Source organism: Streptomyces pseudogriseolus (genome assembly GCA_002154585.1).
In the GTDB taxonomy this organism is placed as follows: domain Bacteria; phylum Actinomycetota; class Actinomycetes; order Streptomycetales; family Streptomycetaceae; genus Streptomyces; species Streptomyces pseudogriseolus.
Genome location: MUNG01000008.1, coordinates 1 through 15,427 on the forward strand (window position 1 = coordinate 1; position 15,427 = coordinate 15,427).

Sequence of the window (15,427 nt, forward strand, 5' to 3'; positions counted from 1 at the left end):
CCCACCCCGACGACCACGGGGGAACCGGCCCATCCAACCGACGGGAACGGCGTCGGGCAAACCGAGCCGGTTTACCCGGCGCAGGGCGGGCTACGCGGCTGGCACGGGGGTCACTCGAAGAGCGGACGGGACGTCCGTCGGTAGCGCCCCGTGTTCGCGACCTCGCACCGGGAGGTGTCGTCATGACCACCCGCATACGTGACGTGATGTCCGCGCACACCACCTCCGTGGAGCCGATGACCTCCGTGTCGCAGGCGGCGCGGCTGATGCGGGAGCGGGATGTCGGGGATGTGCTCGTCGCCTACGACTGCGATCTGTTCGGTGTGCTCACCGACCGTGACATCGTGCTGCGGGGCGTCGCCGAGGGGCACGATCCCGAGGCGACGACCGTCGGGTCGCTGTGCACCCGCCCGCCGCTGGTGACGCTCGACCCGGACGACACGACCGACCACGCCGTCGCGCTCATGCGGGAACACGCCGTGCGGCGCCTGCCCGTGGTCGAGCACGGCGGCTGCCCCGTGGGCGTGGTCAGCCTCGGCGACCTCGCCGCCGAGGAGGACCCGCACTCCGCGCTCGCCGACATCAGCCGCGCGACGCCGACCCACTGAGCGCGGCGACCGGGCTCACCCGTCGACGGTCACCGCGCACGACCAGCCGTACGGTCCCGGCGACAGCCGCAGGTCCTCCCAGCCGACGTCCGTCGGCACCTCCCCGGTGACCCGCACGTCCGCCAGACCCGCGACCGCCAGCCGCACGTCCAACCCGCCCTCGGCCTCGTCGGCCTCCACGTCCACCGGCACCTGGCCGTACGCCTCCAGCCGGTACAGGATCTCGTCGAGCAGCGCGGCCAGCAGGTCGTCGTCGCTCGTCTCGGCCAGCCGGATGCGGTCCACCCCGGTCGGTCTCACACCGGACACGTCCGCGAAGCACTCCACCATCGCCACCACGGCCTCGGCCAGGCAGTGCTCGCGGCTCGCCGCCCAGGCCTCGATGCGTACGTCGTCCTCCTGCGCCACCGAACGGTGCCCGCTGCGGTCCCGCCGTGGCGCCTGCCCGGGGTCACTCGTGTCACCGACCATGCACCACGACTGCCCGAGCGCGCCGCCCCCATGCCCCGCGGCGGTGCTTCGCGCACCCGGGGAAGGGGTACGCGGGTGCCGACCGAGGTCGTGACCGCTCGGGAGGAGGGCATCGTCATGCGGTTCCGTGATCGCCGGCAGGCCGGACGCGAACTGGCCGCGCGGCTGCGGGAGAGGCAGGACGCCGGCGCCCTGCCCGACCCCCTCGTCCTGGCGCTGCCCCGCGGCGGCGTCGCCGTCGCCGCCGAGGTCGCCGAGGCGCTGGGCGCGCCCCTCGACGTCCTCGTCGTCCGCAAGGTCGGCGCCCCCCGCCACGAGGAGTACGGCGTCGGCGCCATGGCCGGCGACGGCGTCCCCGTGTACGACGAGGAGGCCCTGCGCGGTCTCGGCCTGACGCATGCCGACCTCGCGCCCGTCGTCGAACGGGAGCGCGCCGAACTGCTCCGGCGCGAACAGCTCTACCGGCAGGGCAGGCCCGCACCCGACCCGCGCGGCCGCACGGTGGTCGTCGTCGACGACGGCCTCGCCACCGGTTCCACGGCCCGCGCCGCCCTGCGCGCCCTCCGCGCCCGCGGCCCCGCCCGCCTGGTCCTGGCCGTCCCGGTCGCCTCCCCGGAGGGCGCCGTCGCCCTCCGCTCCGAGACCGACGAGCTGATCAGCCTCCAAGAACCGGCCGCCTTCATGGCCGTCGGCCAGTGGTACGACGAGTTCGACCAGCTGACGGACGAGGAGGTGCTGGAGGCGCTGCGCCGGCATCAGCCGCGGAAGCAACAGCAGCAACAGCAGCAGCTGTAGCTCCGGCCCCGGCGAGCCCGTCGGAGCGGTCAGATCACCTCGTCCGCCCGCAGCGCCGCGATGTCCTCCGGCGTGCGGCCCAGCTCCCGCAGGATCGCCTCCGTGTGCTCGCCCACCGCCGGCACCGGGTCCATACGGGCCGGGACGCCCGCGAGGTCGGCGGGCGGGAGCAGCGCCTGAGCCGTGCCGCCCGGCACCCCGACCTCCCGCCACCGGCCACGCGCCGCCAGCACCGGGTGGTCCAGGAACGCCGCGACGTCGTTGACCCCGGTACAGGCGATGCCGGTCTCCTCGAGGTCCTTCAGCAGGTCCGCCGCGTCGTCGCGGGCGCAGCGGTCCGCCACGATCGCGTTCAGTTCGTCCCGGTGCGCCACGCGGAGCGAACCGGTGGCGAACCGCGGGTCGTCGGTCAGATCCGGCCGGCCCAGGAACTCCCGGCACAGCGCCGCCCACTCCCGTTCGTTCTGGACGGAGAACAGCACCTCCCGCCCGTCCGCCGCCCGGAACGTGCCGTACGGGGCGATCGTCGCGTGCTGCGTGCCCATCCGGGGCGGCTGGGCGCCGCCGTACCGCGTGTACGAGGCGGGCTGCCCCATCCACTCCGCCAGCGCCTCGAACAGGGACACCTCCACCGGGTGCACCTCGCCGGTGGTGGCGCGGGTGTAGAGGGCGGTGAGGACACCGCTGTAGGCGTACATCCCGGCGGCGATGTCGGCGACGGAGATCCCCGTACGGGCGGTTTCCTCGGGGGTGCCGGTGAGCGACACCAGACCCGTCTGGCACTGCACGAGCAGGTCGTACGCCTTGCGGTCGGCCCACGGCCCCGTGGTGCCCCAGCCGGAGACGGCGCACGGGATCAGGCGCGGATGGCGGCGGGCCAGGTCCTCGGCGCCCAGCCCGAGCCGGCCGGCCGCGCCCGGCGCGAGGTTCTGCACGAACACGTCGGCGTCCGCCAGCAGTTCGTGCAGGATGTCCAGGCCGCGCGGGTCCTTCAGGTCGAGCGTGAGGGACTCCTTCGAGCGGTTGATCCACACGAAGTAGCTGGACGTGCCGTGCACGGTGGTGTCGTAGCGCCGGGCGAAGTCGCCCTCGCCCGGCCGCTCCACCTTGATGACCCGGGCGCCGAGGTCGGCCAGCTGCCGGGTGGCGTAGGGCGCGGCCACCGCCTGCTCCACGGTCACCACCGTCACCCCGGAAAGGGGGAGTCTCCGCACGTCCACGCCTCCTCGCCCGCACCCGGGTCCCCGGTCACCGGCCGCCTCCGGCCGGTACGCGATCACTACGCCATGACTACGGCCGGGGCGAACCGCCTGTCAACGCCCGCCCGGCCGCGCCGGTGCGTCAACGCCCGCCCGGCGCCGGTACGTCGGCGGGGCGGCTGCGCGACATGACGCGCATGCCCCGCTCGTCCACCGCGCGGACCTGCAGCGACCCGCATCCGCAGCGCGTCCACACCGTGCTGCCCGCCGCGGTGGCGTGCCGCGAGACGACCTGGAACGGCTCGGCGTGGTCCGGCCACCCGCAGTAGGGGCAGGCGGTGCCGGTCGTACCCGTGGCGCCGGTCGTGCTGGTCATGGCGACTCCTTGGTAACTCACGTGCTGCACGTGACTCGTGTGCCTGCCGCCGGTCGCGGCACCTCAAGAATGAGCCGTCGATTATGTTCACGTCCAGGTTGACTTTGTGCACGCCACCGTGAAGCCTCGGCTTCATGATTGACCTGCGCCGGCTCCACGTCCTGCGAGCGGTCGCCCACTACGGCACGGTCACCGCGGCCGCCCGCGCCCTGCACTTCACGCCCTCCGCCGCCTCTCAGCAGATCCGCCAGCTCGCCCGCGACCTCGGCGTCGACCTGCTCGAACCCCAGGGCCGCGGGGTGCGCCTCACCCCGGCCGCCGAGAGCCTGCTGGCGCACGCCGACGCCATCCAGGCCCGCTGGGACCAGGCCGAGCTGGATCTGCGCGCCGACCACGGCGACCCCGCCGGGGTGCTGCGGGTGACCGGGTTCCCGGTGGCCGTCTCCGTGCTGCTCGCGCCGTTGGCGGCCCGGCTCGGCGAGCGGCACCCACGGCTGTCGGTACGGATCACGGAGGCGGTGGTTCCGGCCATCTTCGACCTGCTCTTCGAGGGCGCCGCCGATCTGGCGGTGGTGGAGTCCACCCCGCACAACCCGCCGATGAGCGACACGCGGTTCGACCAGCAGCCGTTGCTGGACGACCCGTTCGACCTGGTGGTGCCGGACGCCCACGCGCTGGCCGGGCGGGACCGCGTCGACCTGGCCGAGGCGGCGCACGAGCCGTGGATCGCCCCGGTGCCGGAGAGCCCGTGCCGGCTTCAGGTGCTGGCCGCGTGCGGCGCGGCCGGCTTCACCCCGGAGGTCGTCCACCACGCCGGCGACTGGAACGCCACGGCGCATCTCGTGGCCTACGGCCTCGGCGTGGCCCTGATCCCGCGCCTCGCCCACGTCACCCCGCACCTGCCGATCACCCGCGTCCGCTGCGCGGGCGACCCCCACCGCAGGCTCCTCACCGCCACCCGCGCCGGCGGCCACGCCCGCCCGGCCGTCACGGCGGCCCTCCGCGAACTGCGCGAACTCGCCCCGACGGCCCTCGCCTGACGTGCCGTCGGCCGCCCCTCGCCCGACCTCCCGCCAGTGGCCCGCCGTGCGTCAGGCGCCCGGCGCCTTCCGCCCCGGCGCCCCCACCCGCAGCCCGTCCATCACGAGGTCCAGCAGGCGGGCGGCCCGCTCCTGCCAGCCGCTCGCCGGGTCGAGCTGCCAGAGTCCGCCGATCGCGAGGAGCAGATCGTCGGAGGTCACGCCGGGGCGGATCGTCCCGGCCTCCTCGCACGCCCGGAGCAGCCGGTCCGCCGCCTGGAGCAGCGTGTCGGGTTTCGGCTTCGCCGGGCCGTCCGGGGAGCTGGTGGCCTGCCGGATCGCGTCCGCGAGACCCGCCTTGGTCATGCTGAACCGGGCCAGCCGGTCCATCCACTCCCGCAGCGCCCGGTCGGGTTCACGGCAGCACAGCAGCTGGTCCGCGCTCTCGGCGACCTGCCGCATCTCGTGCCGGTAGATCTCCATGACCAGCGCCTCACGGCTGGGGAAGTTCCGGTAGAACGTGCCCTGTCCGACGCCCGCCTTCTTGGCGATCACGCTCAGCGGGGTGTCCGCCGACCGCGTCAGCTCGGTGACCGCGACGGCCAGGATGCGCTCGCGATTGCGCTGGGCGTCCGCCCGCTGGGGTGTCTCCGCGCTCCGGGACGCGCCGCTGTGCTCACCCACCGGTCCTCCTTCCGGGCCGTGTCCGAAACCCGTCCTTGATAAGCGGACATCTGTCCACTACGTTCTCGGTAACGGACAGCTGTCCGCTTCCGGTCCATCGTATCGGCGGAGCCGGGCGGCACGGGACGGCCCTTCGGCATGCCCCGCGCCACCGCCGCGTCCGCACGGCGTCGCACGTCACACCATCCCGCACACCGCACGTTCCGCACAGCGCCCCGACCCCATCCGCTGTCCCGATTCCGCGACCCCCAGATTCCCGCGACCCCGCATTGCCGTGACTCCCACATATCCGTGACTCCCGAGTTTTCCGTTACCTCCCGCATCTTCGTGACTGAGATATTCGTGAAAGAAGGCCGTCCATGACGCCCCCCACGTCGTCCAGCACCGTCACCCTGAACGTCAACGGCGAGAAACACTCGCTCACCGTCGACCACCGCACCACCCTGCTCGACGCCCTGCGCGACCGCCTCGACCTGACCGGCACCAAGAAGGGCTGCGACCACGGGCAGTGCGGCGCCTGCACCGTCCTCGTCGACGGCCGGCGCACCGTCTCCTGCCTCCAGCTGGCCGTCGCCTCCGAGGACCGTGAGATCACCACCGTGGAGGGCGTCGCCGAGGGGGACCGGCTGCACCCGGTGCAGCAGGCCTTCCTCGACCTCGACGGCTACCAGTGCGGCTTCTGCACCCCCGGACAGATCTGTTCGGCGGTCGCCGTCATCGAGGAGCACGCCGCCGGCTGGCCCAGCGCCGTCACCGCGGACGTACGGACCGAGGCCGGCCCGCCGCCCCTGACCACCGAGGAGATCAAGGAACGTATGAGCGGCAACCTCTGCCGTTGCGCCGCCTACGGCCAGATGGCGGAAGCGGTCGCCCGCGCCGCCGCCGAGGCGTCCACCGACACCGCCGTCACCGAGGGGACCGCCGCATGAGGGAGTTCGACTACCGGCGCGCCGACGACGTCGCCGGCGCGGTCGCCCTGCTCGACGCCGACCCGGACGCCCGCTACCTCGGCGGCGGCACCAACCTCGTCGACCTGATGAAGAACGGCGTCGAGACCCCCACCCGGCTCGTCGACGTCCGCTCCCTCCCGCTCGACGGGATCGAGACCGGCGAGGACGGCGCGGTGCGCATCGGCGCGACCGTCACCAACAGCGATCTCGCCGCGCACCCGCTGATCCGCGACCGCTACCCGGCGCTCACCCAGGCCGTCCTGGCCGGCGCCTCCGGCCAGCTGCGCAACATGGCCACCGTCGGCGGCAACCTGCTCCAGCGCACCCGCTGCGGCTACTTCACCGACCTCAGCCGGCCGTGCAACAAGCGTGAACCCGGCAGCGGCTGCTCCGCCCTCGAAGGGGAGCACCACAACCACGCCGTTCTCGGCGCCTCCGAGCACTGCGTGGCCGTCCACCCCTCCGACATGGGCGTCGCGCTCACCGCGTTCGACGCCGTCGTCTCCTGGCGGACCGCCGACGGCGCGGGCGAGGCCCCGCTGACCGACTTCTACCTGCCGGTCGGCGACACCCCGCACCGCGAGACCGTCCTGCCGCCCGGCGCGCTCATCACCCACGTCACCCTGCCGCCCGCGCACGTCGCCGCCCGCTCGCGCTACCGCAAGGTCCGCGAACGGGCCTCGTACGCCTTCGCGATCGGCTCGGTCGCCGCCGCGCTGGACGTGTCCGACGGAGTCGTCCGCGACGCCCGCCTCGCCCTCGGCGCGGTCGCCTCCCGGCCCTGGCGGGCCCGCCTCGCCGAACGGGTCCTCGTCGGCGCGCCCGCCACCGCCGAGTACTTCGCCGCGGCCGCCGACGCCGAACTCGCGGCGGCCCGCCCTCTGCCCCACAACGGCTACAAGGTGACCCTCCTGCGCAACCTCGTCGTGGCCGTGCTGACCGAACTCGCCGAGGAGACCTCCCGATGACCGTCGCCCCCCAACGCCCCGTCGCACCGAGCCCCTTCGGCACCGCGCACACCCGCGTCGAGGGCCGCGACAAGGTCACCGGCGCCGCCCGCTACGGCGGCGACATCCCGTTCGCCGGGCTCGCCCACGGCATGTTCGTGCTGTCCACGGTGGCCCGCGGCCGGATCGTGTCCCTCGACACCGCCCCGGTGCTCGCCATGCCCGGTGTCCTCGCCGTCCTCCACCACGGCAACGCGCCCCGCCTGACCTCCGACTACGTCGGCATGATGGGCGTCCGTCCGGACCCGACCGCCGTCGTCTTCCAGCACGACCGCGTCCCGCACGCCGGCTGGCCCGTCGCCCTCGTCGTCGCCGAGACGCCCGAGCAGGCGCGGGCGGCGGCCGACGCCCTCGCCGTCACGTACGAGGAGGAGCCGCACGACGTCACCCTCTCCGCGGACCGGCCCGACGCCTACGCCGCCGAGGGGCACATGCCCGGCGTCACCGAGAAGGGCGACCTGGAGGCCGAACTCGCCGCCTCCGCGCACGTGGTGGACGAGGAGTACACCACGCCCGAGGAACACCACGCCATGATGGAGCCGCACGTGGCGACGGCATGGTGGGACGGCGGCCGGCTCGACCTCGTCGACTCCGACCAGGGCGTCACCTGGGTCGCCGACGAACTCACCCGGATGTTCTCCCTCGACCCGTCCGCGGTGCGGGTCCGCTCCGAGCACGTCGGCGGCGGCTTCGGCAGCAAGGGCGTGCGCCCGCCCCAGGTGGCCGCGGCGATGGCCGCCGCCGAGGTGGGCCGCCCGGTGCGCGTGACGCTGACCCGGCGTCAGATGTTCTCCGTCACCGGCTACCGCAGCCCCACCGTCCAGCGGGTCCGGCTGGGCGCGGGCCCCGACGGACGGCTGCGCGCCCTGGAGCACACCTCGCTCAGCCAGACCTCCACGGTCTTCGAGTTCGTCGAACCGAGCGCCGGCGTGGCCCGCACGATGTACGACGCCCCCGCCCACCGCACGGAGAACAGCGTCGTACGGCTGGACGTGCCGTCCCCGACCTGGATGCGGGCGCCCGGCGAGGCGCCGGGGTCGTTCGCCCTGGAGTGCGCCTTCGACGAACTGGCGGAGCGGTCCGGCATCGACCCGATCGAGCTGCGGCTGCGCAACGACCCGAAGACCGGGCCGGTCAGCGGACTGCCGTTCGCCACCCGCAACGTCGCCGCCTGCTTCCGCGAGGGCGCCCGCCGCTTCGGCTGGGACGCCCGCGACCCGCGCCCCGGCGTGCGCCGCGACGGACGGTGGCTGATCGGCACCGGCACGGCCGCCGCGTCCTTCTTCGCGGGCGCCCTGCCGTCCACGGCGGCGGTGACCGCGGAGGCCGACGGCACCTTCACCGTGCGGATCTCCGCGTCGGACATCGGCACCGGCGCGCGTACGGCGCTCACCCTGATCGCCGCCGACGCGCTGCACGTGCCGGCGAAGCGGGTCCGGGTGCACATCGGTGACAGCGACTTCGGCCCCGCGGGCATCGCCGGCGGCTCCATGGGCACGCGCTCCTGGGGCTGGGCGGTCGCCGCGGCCGCCGGGGAGCTGCGCGAACGTCTCGTGCCGGGCGGCGAGCTGCCCCCGGAGGGCATCACCGTACGGTCCGACACCACGCAGGCGATCGCCGCGCTCGCGGCGAAGGAACGGCACTCCTGGGGCGCCCAGTTCGCCGAGGTCGCCGTCGACGTCACCACGGGCGAGGTGCGGGTGCGCAGGATGCTCGGCGTGTTCGCCGCCGGCCGCATCGTCAACCCGCTCACCGCCCGCAACCAGCTCGTCGGCGGCATGATCTGGGGCATCTCCATGGCCCTGCACGAGGAGGCGGTGCGCGACGCGGCCTCCGGCGCGCTCTACGGCGGCGACCTGGCCGGCTACCACGTCGCCACCCACGCCGACGTGCCCGCGGACATCGACGCCGTCTGGGTCGACGACCACGACCCCGAGGACCCGGTCAACATCAAGGGCATCGGCGAGGTCGGCATCGTGGGGGCGGCGGCCGCCGTCGCCAACGCGGTGTGGCACGCCACCGGCGTACGCCACCGCGGCCTGCCGATCCGCCCGGACCGGGTGCTGCGGGCGGGAGGTCCGCATGCTTGACCTCGCCGACGACCTGCGGCGCTGGCTGGCCGAGGGCCGGGAGTTCGCCGTGGCCACGGTCGTCTCCGTGGACGGCAGCGCGCCGCGCGGCCCCGGCGCCGCCCTCGCCGTCGATCGCGACGGCACGGCGATCGGCTCGGTGTCCGGCGGGTGCGTCGAGGGCGCGGTGTACGACCTGTGCGCCGAGGCCCTCGCGGACGGGCGGGCCAGGACCGAGCGGTTCGGGTACAGCGACGAGGACGCCTTCGCGGTCGGCCTGACCTGCGGCGGCACCATCGAGATGCTGGTCACGCCGGTCGGCGCGGACAGCACCGTCCGGCCGGTGCTCGAGTCCGCCCTGGCGGAGCTGTCCCGGGGCGGGCCGGGCGCGCTGGCGTGGGTGACGGACGGCCCGGCGGACCTGCTGGGCCGGGCGCTCCTCGTCCGCCCCGACGGGACGTACACGGGCGGCCTCGGCGGCGCGGAGGAGCTGGACCGCGCCGCCGCCGAGGCGGCGCGTGACCTGCTGGACGCGGGGCACACCGGCACGGTCACGGTCGGGCCGGGCGCGGACGCGTACTGCGCCGGACGCCCGGCCCTCCTCGTGCTGTCCTCCGTGCCCCCGCCCCGGATGATCGTGTTCGGCGCGATCGACTTCGCGGCTGCGCTGGTACGGGTGGGCAAGTTCCTCGGCTACCACGTCACCGTGTGCGACGCGCGGCCCGTGTTCACGACCCGGGCCCGCTTCCCGGAGGCGGACGAGGTGGTGGCCGACTGGCCGCACCGCTATCTGCGCGGGACGCGGACCGACGCCCGCACGGTGCTGTGCGTGCTGACGCACGACGCCAAGTTCGACGTGCCGCTGCTGGAGGTGGCGCTGGGGCTGCCGGTGGCGTACGTCGGCGCGATGGGCTCCCGCCGCACCCACACCGACCGGCTGCGCCGGCTGCGGGAGGCGGGCGTGGGGGAGCGGGCGCTGTCCCGCCTGCGCTCCCCGATCGGCCTGGACCTCGGCGCCCGCACCCCGGAGGAGACGGCGCTGTCCATCGCGGCGGAGATCGTCGCGGCACGCCACGGCGGCACGGGCGCGCCGCTGACCACGACGACCGCCCCGATCCACCGGGAGAACCGGCAGGCGCCGGCGGCCGCGTGAGTCAGGGGTCCGGCGGGAGTGCGTCCCGCCCGCGTACGGCGAAGGGGCCGGAAGCTCGAGCTTCCGGCCCCTTCAGGCGTTCCGTGCGGCCGTGCGTCAGGCCGCGGCCTGCTCGCCGTCGAGCAGGGCGTGCAGACGGTTGACGACCTCCGTCACCTGCGCGGCGACCTCGGTGTCGTCCGCCGGGTGGGTCTCGGCGAAGCGGGTCACGGAGCCGGGGATGGACAGCTTGATGTCCTCGACGACCTTGCCGCCGGCGATGCCCACGGCCTTGCGCGCCTCGTCCTGCGCCCAGACACCGCCGTACTGGCCGTAGGCGGTGCCGACCACGACGACCGGCTTGCCGCTGATGGCGCCGGCGCCGAACGGCCGGGACAGCCAGTCGATGGCGTTCTTCAGCACGGCGGGGATCGTGCCGTTGTACTCGGGGGTGAAGAGCAGCAGCGCGTCGGCGGCCGCGGCGGCCTCGCGCAGCTGGGCGGCGGCGGCCGGCACACTGCCCTCGACGTCGATGTCCTCGTTGTAGAACGGGATCTCCGCCAGGCCCTCGTGGAGCGCGATGTCGGCGCCTTCCGGGGCGAGCTTCACGGCGGTCTCGGCCAGCTGACGGTTGTGCGAACCGGCGCGAAGGCTTCCGACGAGGGCGAGGATGCGAACAGACATGGGGAAACTCCAGGGGGGATATGACCTGCGACACAATCCGGACCGTGGTCCGCTTTGCAGTTGTAGCACTTGAACCGGACCACGGTCCAGTTTCATTCCCGATGCTTTACGCTGGCTTCATGTCCGCCGCGCCCCCGTCCGCCCCCACGCCCCCGGAGCCCGTCGACTCCCCGCAGCTGGTCCAGCTGGGACTCGACGCCGACGAGCCCTGCCTGCGCGCCGACGCCGCCCGCAACCGGGCCCGGCTGCTGGAGGCGGCCGCCGGACTCGTCGCGGCACACGGCGCCGACGCCGTCACCATGGAGGAGGTCGCCGCGGCGGCCGGTGTCGGCAAGGGCACCGTCTTCCGCCGCTTCGGCGACCGCACCGGCCTGCTCATGGCCCTCCTCGACCACGGCGAGAAGAAGCTCCAGGCCGCCTTCCTCAGCGGCCCCCCGCCGCTAGGACCGGGCGCGCCCCCCGCCGAGCGGCTGCGCGCCTTCGGCCGTGCCGCCCTGCACCGCACCGTGGAGGACCTCGAGCTCCAGCTCGCGGCCCAACCGGACCCGGGCCGCCGCTTCACCGTCCCGCCCTACCGGGTGCGGCACCACCACGTCGCCATGCTGCTCCGCCAGGCGGCCCCGGACGCCGACTGCGAGCTGCTCACCCACACGCTGCTGGCCCAGCTCGACCCCGCCCTGGTCCACCACCTGATCCACCAGTGCGGCATGCCGCGGCAGCGCCTGGAGGACGCGTGGACCGACCTCGTCGACCGCGTCACCGGCACCACCGCCTGACCTCCCCGGACGGCCCCTCCCGTACCTCGGCCCGCGCTCCCAACTCCCCCGAGTCACAAGCGCGTTACGGCTTCTGCGAAGATGCCGTACGTCATGGTGCAGATACCCAACCCGCCCGCGCCCGCGCTCCCGGCACCGACGCGCTCCGTGCCCACGAGCGCCGATGTGGCCCGCCTGGCCGGCGTCTCGCGCGCGACCGTCTCCTACGTGCTGAACAACGCCCGCGCCGTCCGGATCAGCGAGCCGACCCGCCGCCGCGTCCGCGAGGCCGCGCGCGAACTCGGGTACGTCCCGCACGCGGCCGCCCGCAGCCTGCGCGCCGGGCACAGCCGTATGGTGCTGATGCCCGCGCCCGCCTTCCCCGTGGGCCCGCTGTACAGCAGGTTCATCAACGAACTCCAGGCCGCTCTGTGCCTGCTCGACTACACGGTCGTCCAGTACGGCACCGTCGGCGCGCACGACGACGAGGCCGCCCGCGCCTGGGCGGAGCTGCGTCCGGTGGCCGTGCTGGTGCCGGGCGCCGGGCTCGGCCCGCAGGGGGTCGAGGTGCTCAAGCGGTCCGGCGCGCGGGCGGTCGTCACGCTCGGCCCCGAGACCGTGGAGGGCGCGCACGCGCTGCTCATGGACCACGACGTCGTCGGGTACAGCGCGGGCGCCCACCTGTTCGACACGGGGCGCCGCCGGATCGGCGTGGTCGTGCCGGGGGAGGCGGGGCTGGACACGTTCTCCGCGCCGCGCCTCGCGGGGGTACGGGCCGCCGTGCGCGGCACGGACGCGACGGTCGTCGAGCTGCCGCTCGCGCACGAGGAGGAGGCCGCGGCCGGGCTCGCCGCGCGCTGGCGGGAGCTGGGGCTCGACGCGGTGTTCACGTACAACGACGAGTACGCGATGTTGCTGATGCGTGCGCTGCAGGACGCGGGGATCCGCATCCCGGAGGAGACGGCGGTCGTCGGCGCGGACGATCTCATGCTGGGGCGGTTGCTGCGGCCCCGGCTGAGTACGGTGCGGCTCGAACTGCCGTCCGGGCAGGAGCTGGCCGATCTTGTCGACCGGGCCGTCCGGGAGCCGGGGGCGGCGCCGGAGGCGCACAAGGTGTTGGGGGCGTCGGTGATCCGGCGGGAGTCGAGCTGATGTCTTCCCGGGGCTGACCGCCCCGGGGCCCGGTGCCCCGTGGTCTGCCGGGGTGTGCGCCCCGGGGCCCTGTGGCCTGCGGGGGTGTCCGCCCCGGGACCCCGTGACTTTCGGGGCTGTTCGGGCGGGACCCCGTGGCCGGTGGGCCGGGGGTGGTGCGCAGCCCGGCGTTGGCGGGGTGCCGCCCGCGCCCACCCGTGCCGCCCCAGGCGGCACGCATGCCCGCGGGCGGCGGGCGCTGGTGCCGGGGCCGGCCGTGCCCACCGGTGCCGCTCCAGGCGGCACGGATGCCCGCGGGCGGCGGGCGCGTGTGCCGGGGCCCGCCGTGCCCACGTGTGTCGGCCCAGGGGGCGCGACTGCCCGCGGGCGGCGGGCGCTGGTGCCGGGGCCGGCCGCGTCCACCCGTGTCGGCCCAGGCGGCGCGATTGCCCGCGGGCCGGGCTGCGGGCGCTGGTGTCGGCCCAGGGGGCGCGACTGTCCGCGGCCTGCGGGCGCCGTCCGTGCACATCTGTGCGGGCCGGAAGTTGGTGGTGCTCAGGCGTCCTGGGTGCCGCTCTGCTGCTGTTCCGCGATCTGGCGGCGGACCTGGTCCATGTCCAGCTTGCGGGCCTGGCCGATGACGTCCGTCAGGGCGGCCTGCGGCAGCGCGCCCGGCTGGGCGAACACCGCGACCTGGTCGCGGACGATCATCAGCGTCGGGATGGACTGGATGCCGAAGGCGGCCGCCAGCTCGGGCTGCGCCTCCGTGTCCACCTTGCCGAACACCAGGTCCGGGTTGTCCTCGGCCGCCTTCTCGTACACCGGTGCGAACTGCTTGCAGGGGCCGCACCACTCCGCCCAGAAGTCGATCAGCACGAACTCGTTGTCCGTGACGGTCTGGTCGAAGTTCTCCTTGGTGAGTTCGACGGTGGCGCTCATGGTCTGGTCCCTCTTCCTGCTGTCGGCTCGGGCGTCGGCACAACACGGCCGACCGGTGACGTATTCCGCGCCCCTACCCATGTGGCCACCCGGCACACCACCCACCAGACTGACGCCATGACGGAAACGCAATCGACGCACACGCAAGCGACCGACTACGACGTCGTGGTGATCGGCGCCGGACCGGTCGGGGAGAACGTCGCCGACCGCACCCGCGCGGCCGGGCTGTCCACCGCGGTGGTGGAGAGCGAACTGGTCGGCGGCGAGTGCTCCTACTGGGCCTGCATGCCCAGCAAGGCGCTGCTGCGCCCGGTCCTCGCCCAGGCCGACGCCCGCCGCCTGCCCGGCCTGAGCGCCTCGGTGCAGGGCCCCCTGGACACCGCCGCGGTGCTCGCCCGCCGCGACTCCTTCACCTCCGGCTGGAAGGACGACGGCCAGGTGCGATGGCTGGAGGGCACCGGCGCCGACCTGTACCGCGGCCAGGGACGCCTCAGCGGCCCGCGCACCGTCACGGTCACCGGCCCCGACGGCCGCCGCAGCGTCCTCACCGCCCGGCACGCCGTCGCCGTCTGCACCGGCAGCCGCGCCCAGCTGCCCGACCTGCCCGGACTCGACGAGGTCCGCCCTTGGACCAGCCGCGAGGCCACCAGCGCCCGCTCCGCGCCCGGCCGGCTCGTCGTGGTGGGCGGCGGGGTCGTCGCCGTCGAGATGGCCTGCGCCTGGCAGGCGCTCGGCTCACGCGTCACCGTCCTCGTGCGCGGCGACGGCCTGCTCGGCCGGATGGAGCCCTTCGCGGGCGAACTGGTCGCCGAGGCCCTCACCGAGGCCGGCGCCGACGTCCGTACGGGCACCTCCGTGAAGGCCGTGACCAGGGAGAACGGCACCGTCGTCGTCCTCACCGACACCGGCGACCGGATCGAGGCCGACGAGATCCTCTTCGCCACCGGCCGCGCCCCCCGCACCGACGACATCGGCCTGGAGACGATCGGCCTGGAGCCCGGCTCCTGGCTGGACGTCGACGACAGCCTCCGGGTGACCGGCCACGACTGGCTGTACGCCGTCGGCGACGTCAACCACCGTGCCCTGCTCACCCACCAGGGCAAGTACCAGGCGCGCATCGCGGGCGCCGCGATCGTCACCCGGGCCGCGGGCGAACCGGTGCAGGCCGAGAAGTGGGGCGCGCACACCGCCACCGCGGACCACGCGGCCGTCCCGCAGGTCGTCTTCACCGACCCGGAGGCGGCCTCCGTCGGCCTCACCCTCGCCGAGGCCGAACAGGCCGGGCACCGGGTGCGGGCCGTGGACGTCGACCTGTCGTCGGTCGCGGGCGCGAGCCTGTACGGCGACGGCTACCGGGGCCGCGCCCGCATGGTCGTCGACCTCGAGGAGGAGATCGTGCGCGGCGTCACCCTCGTCGGCCCCGGCGTCGGCGAGCTGATCCACGCGGCGACCGTCGCGGTGGCCGGCCGCGTCCCGGTCGGGCGGCTGTGGCACGCCGTCCCGTCGTACCCGACGATCAGCGAGGTGTGGCTGCGGCTGCTGGAGGCGTACCGCGACGCCTGACCCCTTCCGGCCCTCGCGGGCCGCCTCCTCGAGCGCCGGACGGGC

16 protein-coding genes are annotated in these 15,427 nt (G+C 74.8%); 10 read left to right on the forward strand and 6 right to left on the reverse strand.

Going from position 1 to position 15,427, the window contains the following annotated elements:
* Positions 1-182 precede the first annotated feature (182 nt).
* Positions 183-608 (forward strand): CBS domain-containing protein, encoded by a 426-nt coding sequence (locus CCN29_RS00985; RefSeq protein ID WP_006131694.1) that lies wholly within the window; start codon positions 183-185, stop codon positions 606-608.
* A gap of 15 nt (positions 609-623) precedes the next feature.
* Here CCN29_RS00985 and CCN29_RS00990 read toward each other — a convergent pair whose 3' ends face one another.
* Positions 624-1,079: an archease gene (locus CCN29_RS00990; protein ID WP_006131693.1), complete on the reverse strand. Its 456-nt coding sequence runs from the start codon at positions 1,077-1,079 to the stop codon at positions 624-626.
* Between the two features lie 117 nt (positions 1,080-1,196).
* On the opposite strand from CCN29_RS00990, the gene CCN29_RS00995 reads away from it, so the two are divergent.
* Positions 1,197-1,874, forward strand: a complete 678-nt coding sequence (locus CCN29_RS00995) for a phosphoribosyltransferase (protein WP_086679573.1) — start codon at positions 1,197-1,199, stop codon at positions 1,872-1,874.
* Between the two features lie 29 nt (positions 1,875-1,903).
* Here CCN29_RS00995 and CCN29_RS01000 read toward each other — a convergent pair whose 3' ends face one another.
* Both CCN29_RS01000 and CCN29_RS01005 read right to left on the reverse strand, forming a co-directional pair.
* Positions 1,904-3,094, reverse strand: coding sequence for a CaiB/BaiF CoA transferase family protein (locus tag CCN29_RS01000; protein ID WP_031020665.1), 1,191 nt, complete (start codon positions 3,092-3,094; stop codon positions 1,904-1,906).
* 121 nt (positions 3,095-3,215) lie between these two features.
* Entirely contained in the window at positions 3,216-3,449 is a 234-nt protein-coding gene (locus tag CCN29_RS01005; protein WP_006131690.1) for a hypothetical protein, read from the reverse strand.
* Between the two features lie 134 nt (positions 3,450-3,583).
* Between CCN29_RS01005 and CCN29_RS01010 the strand changes: the two genes are divergently transcribed.
* A complete protein-coding gene (locus CCN29_RS01010) occupies positions 3,584-4,489 on the forward strand; it encodes a LysR family transcriptional regulator (RefSeq protein WP_031020667.1) in 906 nt (301 codons plus the stop codon).
* Between the two features lie 51 nt (positions 4,490-4,540).
* Here CCN29_RS01010 and CCN29_RS01015 read toward each other — a convergent pair whose 3' ends face one another.
* The gene (locus CCN29_RS01015; RefSeq protein WP_006131688.1) at positions 4,541-5,152 is read right to left on the reverse strand and encodes a TetR/AcrR family transcriptional regulator; all 612 of its coding nucleotides are present in this window, start codon (positions 5,150-5,152) and stop codon (positions 4,541-4,543) included.
* 359 nt (positions 5,153-5,511) lie between these two features.
* On the opposite strand from CCN29_RS01015, the gene CCN29_RS01020 reads away from it, so the two are divergent.
* From CCN29_RS01020 to CCN29_RS01035, 4 genes are read left to right on the forward strand one after another with little or no spacing between them, the layout of a single operon-like run.
* Positions 5,512-6,081: a 2Fe-2S iron-sulfur cluster-binding protein gene (locus tag CCN29_RS01020; RefSeq protein WP_031020677.1), complete on the forward strand. Its 570-nt coding sequence runs from the start codon at positions 5,512-5,514 to the stop codon at positions 6,079-6,081.
* On the forward strand, positions 6,078-7,070 hold the full coding sequence (locus CCN29_RS01025; protein WP_086679571.1) for an FAD binding domain-containing protein: 993 nt from the start codon (positions 6,078-6,080) through the stop codon (positions 7,068-7,070). The genes CCN29_RS01020 and CCN29_RS01025 overlap by 4 nt, the downstream gene beginning before the upstream one ends.
* The gene (locus CCN29_RS01030) at positions 7,067-9,199 is read left to right on the forward strand and encodes a xanthine dehydrogenase family protein molybdopterin-binding subunit (protein WP_031020680.1); all 2,133 of its coding nucleotides are present in this window, start codon (positions 7,067-7,069) and stop codon (positions 9,197-9,199) included. The genes CCN29_RS01025 and CCN29_RS01030 overlap by 4 nt, the downstream gene beginning before the upstream one ends.
* Complete coding sequence (locus tag CCN29_RS01035) at positions 9,192-10,331, forward strand: XdhC family protein (protein WP_006131684.1); 1,140 nt, start codon at positions 9,192-9,194, stop codon at positions 10,329-10,331. Before CCN29_RS01030 ends, CCN29_RS01035 begins: the two co-directional genes overlap by 8 nt.
* A gap of 96 nt (positions 10,332-10,427) precedes the next feature.
* Here the strand turns inward: CCN29_RS01035 and CCN29_RS01040 are convergent, their stop codons facing one another.
* Complete coding sequence (locus CCN29_RS01040; protein WP_006131683.1) at positions 10,428-10,994, reverse strand: NAD(P)H-dependent oxidoreductase; 567 nt, start codon at positions 10,992-10,994, stop codon at positions 10,428-10,430.
* Positions 10,995-11,113: 119 nt separating this feature from the next.
* On the opposite strand from CCN29_RS01040, the gene CCN29_RS01045 reads away from it, so the two are divergent.
* Entirely contained in the window at positions 11,114-11,770 is a 657-nt protein-coding gene (locus tag CCN29_RS01045) for a TetR/AcrR family transcriptional regulator (RefSeq protein WP_006131682.1), read from the forward strand.
* Between the two features lie 93 nt (positions 11,771-11,863).
* The gene (locus CCN29_RS01050) at positions 11,864-12,901 is read left to right on the forward strand and encodes a LacI family DNA-binding transcriptional regulator (protein WP_037829813.1); all 1,038 of its coding nucleotides are present in this window, start codon (positions 11,864-11,866) and stop codon (positions 12,899-12,901) included.
* A gap of 534 nt (positions 12,902-13,435) precedes the next feature.
* Here the strand turns inward: CCN29_RS01050 and trxA are convergent.
* The gene (trxA, locus tag CCN29_RS01055) at positions 13,436-13,900 is read right to left on the reverse strand and encodes a thioredoxin (RefSeq protein ID WP_373297279.1); all 465 of its coding nucleotides are present in this window, start codon (positions 13,898-13,900) and stop codon (positions 13,436-13,438) included.
* Between the two features lie 36 nt (positions 13,901-13,936).
* Here trxA and CCN29_RS01060 point away from each other — a divergent pair, with 36 nt between their 5' ends.
* Positions 13,937-15,382 carry a dihydrolipoyl dehydrogenase family protein gene (locus tag CCN29_RS01060; protein WP_086679576.1) on the forward strand — a complete coding sequence of 482 codons (1,446 nt, stop codon included), beginning with the start codon at positions 13,937-13,939 and terminating at the stop codon, positions 15,380-15,382.
* Positions 15,383-15,427: the final 45 nt, after the last annotated feature.

Coding starts and splice junctions, on each gene's coding strand:
- CCN29_RS00985 (WP_006131694.1), top strand. CDS start 183: ATGACCACCCGCATACGTGACGTGATGTCCGCGCACACCACCTCCGTG.
- CCN29_RS00990 (WP_006131693.1), bottom strand. CDS start 1,079: ATGGTCGGTGACACGAGTGACCCCGGGCAGGCGCCACGGCGGGACCGC.
- CCN29_RS00995 (WP_086679573.1), top strand. CDS start 1,197: ATGCGGTTCCGTGATCGCCGGCAGGCCGGACGCGAACTGGCCGCGCGG.
- CCN29_RS01005 (WP_006131690.1), bottom strand. CDS start 3,449: ATGACCAGCACGACCGGCGCCACGGGTACGACCGGCACCGCCTGCCCC.
- CCN29_RS01010 (WP_031020667.1), top strand. CDS start 3,584: ATGATTGACCTGCGCCGGCTCCACGTCCTGCGAGCGGTCGCCCACTAC.
- CCN29_RS01020 (WP_031020677.1), top strand. CDS start 5,512: ATGACGCCCCCCACGTCGTCCAGCACCGTCACCCTGAACGTCAACGGC.
- CCN29_RS01025 (WP_086679571.1), top strand. CDS start 6,078: ATGAGGGAGTTCGACTACCGGCGCGCCGACGACGTCGCCGGCGCGGTC.
- CCN29_RS01030 (WP_031020680.1), top strand. CDS start 7,067: ATGACCGTCGCCCCCCAACGCCCCGTCGCACCGAGCCCCTTCGGCACC.
- CCN29_RS01035 (WP_006131684.1), top strand. CDS start 9,192: ATGCTTGACCTCGCCGACGACCTGCGGCGCTGGCTGGCCGAGGGCCGG.
- CCN29_RS01040 (WP_006131683.1), bottom strand. CDS start 10,994: ATGTCTGTTCGCATCCTCGCCCTCGTCGGAAGCCTTCGCGCCGGTTCG.
- CCN29_RS01045 (WP_006131682.1), top strand. CDS start 11,114: ATGTCCGCCGCGCCCCCGTCCGCCCCCACGCCCCCGGAGCCCGTCGAC.
- CCN29_RS01050 (WP_037829813.1), top strand. CDS start 11,864: ATGGTGCAGATACCCAACCCGCCCGCGCCCGCGCTCCCGGCACCGACG.
- trxA (WP_373297279.1), bottom strand. CDS start 13,900: ATGGGTAGGGGCGCGGAATACGTCACCGGTCGGCCGTGTTGTGCCGAC.
- CCN29_RS01060 (WP_086679576.1), top strand. CDS start 13,937: ATGACGGAAACGCAATCGACGCACACGCAAGCGACCGACTACGACGTC.